Genomic DNA, 5,917 nt, shown 5'->3' with positions numbered 1-5,917 from the left:
CGGCCGGCCGGTGCGGGCTGGCCGCCCCGCCCGGGCGCGCGGCCGGTGCGGACCGCCGGCTGCCGGGCCGGGTGGTCGGCCAGCCAGCGCTCGATGGCCAGCCGGGCGGCGGGGGTGCGGGCGTGCGCCAGCCACTCGGGGGCGGGGCCGGAGGGCGGTCCGCCGCCGGCCGGGAGGGTCTCGGTGAGCACCGCGATCTGGTCGCCGTCCTCCAGCACGGTGGACAGCGCGGTGAGCCGCCCGTTGACCCGCGCGCCGATACATCGGTGGCCGGTCTCCTCGCCGAGCAGGTAGGCCGCGTCCACGCAGGTGGCGCCGGCCCGCAGCTGAAGCGTTTCGCCGCTCTCCGTCACCACGGTGATCTCGCGGTCGCCGGCCAGGTCGGCGGTGAGCGCGGACCAGAAGGCGTCCGGGTCGGGCGTCTCCTGCTGCCACTCCAGCAGCCGGCTGAGCCAGCCCGGGCGGGCCGGGTCGGTGCGGTCCAGCTCGTCGGCGTCCTGGACGGCGCCGGCCGGGGACGGGTCCCCGAGCGCGACCACCCCGGTCTCGGCCACCTCGTGCATCCGCCGGGTGCGGACCAGCACCTCGACCACCGCACCGCCGCTGAGCGCCACGGCGGTGTGCAGGGACTGGTAGAGGTTGAACTTGGGGGCGGCCACGAAGTCCTTGAACTCCCCGGGCAGCGGCGTCCAGCAGGTGTGCAGCTCGCCGAGCACGGCGTAGCAGTCGGCGTTCTCCTCGACCACCACCAGCAGCCGCCCGAAGTCGGCCGGCCGCGGCCCCTGCGGCCGGCCGTCCGGCCCGGGCACGGCGGCCCGCCGGAGCAGCACCCGGTGCAGCGAGACGCAGTGCCGGGGCCGGACGGTCACCTCGGCGGCCACCCCGCCCTCGGCCAGCTGGCGGGCCAGTCGCCGGGCGAAGGGCTCCAGCAGGGTGTCCGGCTCGGCCTCGTGACCGGTCATCAGGGCGCGGGTGCGGGCGTGCTCCTCGGGGTGCAGGGTGGCGAAGACGATGTCCTCCAGCTCCGCCTTGAGCACCTGGATGCCGAGCCGCTCGGCCAGCGGGATCAGCACGTCCCGGGTGACCTTGGCGATCCGCACCTGGCTGGCCGGCTTCATGTGCCGGATGGTGCGCATGTTGTGCAGCCGGTCGGCGAGCTTGATCACCATCACCCGGACGTCGTCCCCGGTGGCGACCAGCATCTTGCGGAAGGTCTCGGCCTCGGCGGCGGCCCCGAAGTCGACCTTCTCCAGCTTCGTCACCCCGTCGACCAGGTAGGCGACTTCGGGCCCGAACCCGGCGCCCACCTGGTCCAGCGTCAACTCGGTGTCCTCGACGGTGTCGTGGAGCAGCGAGGCGACCAGGGTCGTCGTCCCGGCGCCGAGTTGGGCCAGGATCATGGTGACGGCCAGCGGGTGGGTGATGTACGGCTCGCCGCTCTTGCGCTTCTGGCCGCGGTGGCTGGCCTCGGCGAGCCGGTAGGCCCGGGCGAGCAGGCCGAGGTCGGCCTGCGGATGGTGCCGGCGGTGGACCCGGACGAGCGGTTCCAGGGCGTCCGGCACGGGCGGCCGGCCGGTGGCGAGCAGGGCGGCCCGCCCGGCCCGGCCGAGGGCGGCCAGGCCGAGCTCCCCGAGGGGCCGCCTGGCCCCTCCCTGCCGTACGGTCGTCGGCTGCCCCAGGGGCTGCCCGGCTTCGATGGTCATCGGCACCTCCGGCAACGGTCGCCGGGCGCCGCCCCGTCCGAGGGGGTGATCTCGACACCCCTCCCCATGGGGTGATCGACCCGGTGGTCCATGCTACCGAGCAGAGCACGTTCCGCGACGCCCTGATTCCCGTCCGCGACCGGTATCACCCGATCGGGGGGATTCATCACCGAACGAATTGGGCAAACCGGGCTGCCGCCACCCCGCGGCTGCGGGTTCGAGGACGGGCCCTACCGGACCGACTCCCACCAGCGCCCGTCCAGTCGGCCCTCGGCCACGATCACCGCCGGCCCGGCCATCTCCACCCGGCCGTCCGGGTGCTCGGTGATGACCAGCCGGCCGCCCAGCACGTCCACGGTGTACGAGACCGCCTCGCCGGTGACCGCCGGGTCGGCGCCGTCCCGGCGGATGGCCGCCACCGCCACCGCGCAGGCGCCGGTGCCGCAGGAGCGGGTCTCGCCCGAGCCGCGCTCGTGCACCCGCATCGCGACGTGCCGGGGCCCGCGGTCCACCACGAACTCGACGTTGACGCCCTCCGGGTAGGCGCCCGCGGGGCTGGTGAGCGGCGCGGTGAACAGGTCCCCGGCGTGGTCCAGGCTCTCCACGAAGGCCACCGCGTGCGGGTTGCCCATGTTGACGTTCAGGGCCGGCCAGCGCCGCTCGCCGACCGCGACCTCGATGCCGTCCGGCCCGGGCAGCCGGGCCCGGCCCATGTCGATGGTGACGTCGCCGGGCGCGCCGTCCGCGGCGGCCTCGGCGACCTTCGCGGTGAGCACCCCGGAGCGGGTGGCGACGGCCAGCGCGCCCGGCTCGGCCAGTCCGGCCTCGACCAGGAAGCGGGCGAAGACCCGCAGGCCGTTGCCGCACATCTCGGCGATGCTGCCGTCCGCGTTGCGGTAGTCCATGAACCACTCGGCCCGGTCGGCCATCGCCGCGGCGGCCGGGTCGGCGGCGGCGCGCACCACGCGCAGCAGTCCGTCCCCGCCGACGCCGGCCCGCCGGTCGCACAGCGCGGCGACGGTCTCGGGACCGATCTCCAGCGCGCCGTCCGGGTCCGGGACGATGACGAAGTCGTTCTGGGTGCCGTGCCCCTTGAAGAAGGGGATGCCGACCTGCTGGGAGGAGGATGCGCTCACCCCTCCGATGGTACTGAGCCGCCGGGAGGCGCTCAGCGCAGGTAGGCGACCCGCCAGACCGCGAGCGCGCAGGCGGCCAGCGCGATCAGGGTGTAGACCGCGATCGCCTTCCAGCCGGCCCGCTGCCCGGAGCCCCGGCGCGGCAGCCCCGGCCACGTGTAGCCGGCGTGCCGGGCGGCCATCGCGCCCCAGCCCATCGAGGCGGCGGTGAACAGCAGCCCGAGCATCCCGACCATGGTGGCGCGCGCCCCGGCGGAGCCGAAGGCGAGCGGGAAGGCGAACATCAGCGAGCCGAGGGTGCCCAGCAGGGCGATCGGCAGCGTCTGCCACCAGCGCAGCCGGCGCAGCGGGCGGATCTCCCGCTCGTGCACCGCGCCGCCGGGCGGGGTGCGGGTGTCCAGGGCGGGCGCCGCGGCCGCGTAGGAGGTCGGCGCCTCCAGGCCGGTCAGCACGGGGAGGTCGCCCATCGTCGACTCGTCGAACTCCTCGGCCGGTACGGTGACGCTCCCGCCCTGGCCGGATTCGGGGCCGGTACCCGTCGACACACGGCCTCCCCTGACAGTTCGACACGAGCGGACTCGCGGCCGGGCACGGCCGGCCCGTTCGGTCGACCCCTACGGCATCGATGATGGCATGTCCAGAGGGGCGTTCCGGGCCTGACCGGGGTCGGCGGGTGATCCGTGGCCATCACGTGATCGGCCCGTGACCGCCGGTTCGTCCTGCACGGTCGCCTGCGCGCGCAGGTGCACCGCCGGATTGGCCGGAAACCCTTCCTACGCGGCCGGAACCCCCTGACGGTCGATCAGTTCCAGGGACCGTTCCAGCAGCTCGACGGGGTCGGTGCCGGCCGGCCGGGAGAGCCAGTGGATCCGGTCGTCGCGGCGGAACCAGGACTCCTGGCGGCGGGCGAAGCGCTTGGTGGCCCGGACGGTCTCGGCCCGGGCCTCGTCCTCGGTGCACCCGCCGGCGAAGTGGTCGAGCACCTGCTGGTAGCCGAGCGCCCGGGAGGCGGTCCTGCCGTCCCGCAGTCCGACCTTCTCCAGCTCCCGCACCTCGTCCAGCAGTCCGGCCTCCCACATCCGGTCGACCCGCAGCGCGATCCGCTCGTCCAGTTCGGGGCGCGGCACGGCGACGCCGATCTGCACCGCCTCGTAGACGGCGGTGTTGCTCGGCAGGTTGGCGGTGAACGGCTGCCCGGTGATCTCGATGACCTCCAGGGCGCGGACGATCCGCCGCCCGTTGCCGGTGAGGATCGCCTCGGCGGCCGCCGGGTCCAGCTCGGCCAGCCGCCGGTGCAGCGCGTACGGGCCGGCGTGCTCCAGCTCGGCCTCCAGCCGGGCCCGCACCGCCGGGTCGGTGCCCGGGAACTCCATCTCGTCGATCGCCGCCCGGACGTACAGCCCGGAGCCGCCGACCAGTACGGGCGTGCGGCCGGCGGCGAGCAGCCGGTCGATCTCGGCCCGGGCCAGCCGCTGGTACTCGGCGACGCTGGCGGCCTCGGTGACGTCCCAGACGTCCATCAGGTGGTGCGGCACTCCCCCGCGCTCTTCCATCGTGAGCTTGGCGGTGCCGATGTCCATGCCCCGGTACAGCTGCATCGAGTCGGTGTTGATCACCTCGCCGTCGAGACTGCGGGCGATGGCGACGGCCAGGTCGGACTTGCCGGCGGCGGTCGCGCCGACGATCGAGATGACACGCGGGGTACGGGAGCTGCTCACCGCTCCAGTCTCGCAAAACGGCCGGGCGCCCGCGGACCGGGCTGCCACCCGCCCGCGACTGCGCGAGGATATGACTGTTTCCCCGATACTTTCCGGCCGTTTCCCCGGTTGGGCCCGTTTTGCGAACGCTTTGCCGAGCCCGGTCGTTGTGCGGGGAACAGCGGATGAAGGAGATCGCCATGGGTCTGATGGACAACCTCAAGGGCAAGGCCGAGGAGCTCAAGGACAAGGCCAGCGAGTTCGCCGGCAAGCACAGCGACCAGATCGAGAAGGCCGTGGACAAGGCCGGCGGCGCGATCGACAAGGCGACCAAGGGCAAGTACAGCGACAAGATCGAGCACGGCGCCGGCAAGGCCAAGGGCGCGGTCGGCGACTTCGCCCACAAGCCGAAGCCGGGCGACGAGGAGCAGCCCCCGCAGGCCCCGCAGTCCTGACCCGCGGGCCTGACCCGCCGACTTACCGGGACCAGGACGCCACGAAGTACCCGACCCCGTACGGCGCGTCCTGGTAGCCCAGCCGCCCGGTGAGGCCGGCGCCCTGTGCGGCGCCGGCCAGCACCTGCCAGGGCGCCCGGCCGTCGGCCTTGAGCTCGGCGGCCAGGCCCGGGTCCAGTGCGGCCAGGGCGGGCAGGTCGGCCGTGCCCAGGGCGGCGGCCAGGGCGGTGTCGAAGCCCTCGGCCCGCTCGTCCAGGTAGCCGGGCGCCTTCACCGAGCGGCAGGCGCTGCCGTCGCCGAGCACCAGCAGGGCGACCCGGTCGGCGAGCCCGGCCAGGCCCTGGCCGAGGCCGAGCATCCGGTCGGCGGGGGCGTCGGCGGGCACCGCGCAGGCGTGCGTGGGCAGGCCCACCCCGGCGCGCTCCAGCAGCCAGGCGCCGACGGTCAGCGAGGGCGCCAGCTCCGGCCCCTCGACCCGGTCACCGGGCAGCTTGGCGACCAGCGGCACCCCGTAGCGGTGGAAGGAGCCCGCCCCGCCCTCGGTCCACACCTCGGCCGTCGGGCCGGTGCCGACCACCACGACCAGCTGCGGTCCGGCCGCGACCAGCGCCGCGAGCGCCTCGTCGCAGGCCGCGCGCAGACCGTCCAGCTCGGGCGCGGCCCCGGCGGCGACCTCGGGGACGAGCAGCGGCGGACAGGGGCACACGGCGGCGGCTACCAGCATGCGGATCACTCTAGCCAACGACGACGGCGGCCCGGCCGAGTGGAAACCCTCGCCGAACCGCCGTCGCCGTCGTCAGCAGCGGGTCAGTCGCCGCAGCAGGCCCCGCCCGCCGGCGCGGCCGACGGCAGCTCCGCCGGGGCGCCGATCTTCGGCAGGCCGAGCAGCACGCCGGCCGGCTTGGCGGCGGGCGCGGCCTGGCGCT

At 75.2% G+C, this 5,917-nt stretch carries 6 protein-coding genes; 1 reads left to right on the top strand and 5 read right to left on the bottom strand.

Going from position 1 to position 5,917, the window contains the following annotated elements:
- The 4 genes from ACFU6K_RS29000 to miaA all read right to left on the bottom strand — a co-directional run.
- On the bottom strand, positions 1-1,703 hold a 1,703-nt coding region (locus tag ACFU6K_RS29000), incomplete at its 3' end, for a RelA/SpoT family protein (RefSeq protein ID WP_380667938.1).
- Between the two features lie 230 nt (positions 1,704-1,933).
- Positions 1,934-2,839 (bottom strand): diaminopimelate epimerase, encoded by a 906-nt coding sequence (gene dapF, locus ACFU6K_RS28995; RefSeq protein WP_380667936.1) that lies wholly within the window; start codon positions 2,837-2,839, stop codon positions 1,934-1,936.
- 32 nt (positions 2,840-2,871) lie between these two features.
- Complete coding sequence (locus ACFU6K_RS28990) at positions 2,872-3,384, bottom strand: hypothetical protein (protein WP_380667934.1); 513 nt, start codon at positions 3,382-3,384, stop codon at positions 2,872-2,874.
- 228 nt (positions 3,385-3,612) lie between these two features.
- Positions 3,613-4,557 carry a tRNA (adenosine(37)-N6)-dimethylallyltransferase MiaA gene (miaA, locus tag ACFU6K_RS28985; protein ID WP_380667932.1) on the bottom strand — a complete coding sequence of 315 codons (945 nt, stop codon included), beginning with the start codon at positions 4,555-4,557 and terminating at the stop codon, positions 3,613-3,615.
- Between the two features lie 164 nt (positions 4,558-4,721).
- Here miaA and ACFU6K_RS28980 point away from each other — a divergent pair, with 164 nt between their 5' ends.
- On the top strand, positions 4,722-4,991 hold the full coding sequence (locus tag ACFU6K_RS28980; RefSeq protein ID WP_234348649.1) for an antitoxin: 270 nt from the start codon (positions 4,722-4,724) through the stop codon (positions 4,989-4,991).
- 22 nt (positions 4,992-5,013) lie between these two features.
- Here the strand turns inward: ACFU6K_RS28980 and ACFU6K_RS28975 are convergent, their stop codons facing one another.
- Positions 5,014-5,715, bottom strand: coding sequence for a class III extradiol dioxygenase subunit B-like domain-containing protein (locus ACFU6K_RS28975; protein ID WP_380667929.1), 702 nt, complete (start codon positions 5,713-5,715; stop codon positions 5,014-5,016).
- Between the last annotated feature and the right edge of the window lie 202 nt (positions 5,716-5,917).

Source organism: Kitasatospora sp. NPDC057512 (assembly GCF_042802135.1).
In the GTDB taxonomy this organism is placed as follows: domain Bacteria; phylum Actinomycetota; class Actinomycetes; order Streptomycetales; family Streptomycetaceae; genus Kitasatospora.
The sequence above is the reverse complement of the archived record's forward strand: the minus strand, read 5'-3'. Positions and strand labels throughout refer to the sequence as shown.

What these genes read in the sequence shown, in the direction of transcription:
- ACFU6K_RS28980 (WP_234348649.1), top strand. Translation starts at nt 4,722, where the DNA reads ATGAAGGAGATCGCCATGGGTCTGATGGACAACCTCAAGGGCAAGGCC.
- ACFU6K_RS28975 (WP_380667929.1), bottom strand. Translation starts at nt 5,715, where the DNA reads ATGCTGGTAGCCGCCGCCGTGTGCCCCTGTCCGCCGCTGCTCGTCCCC.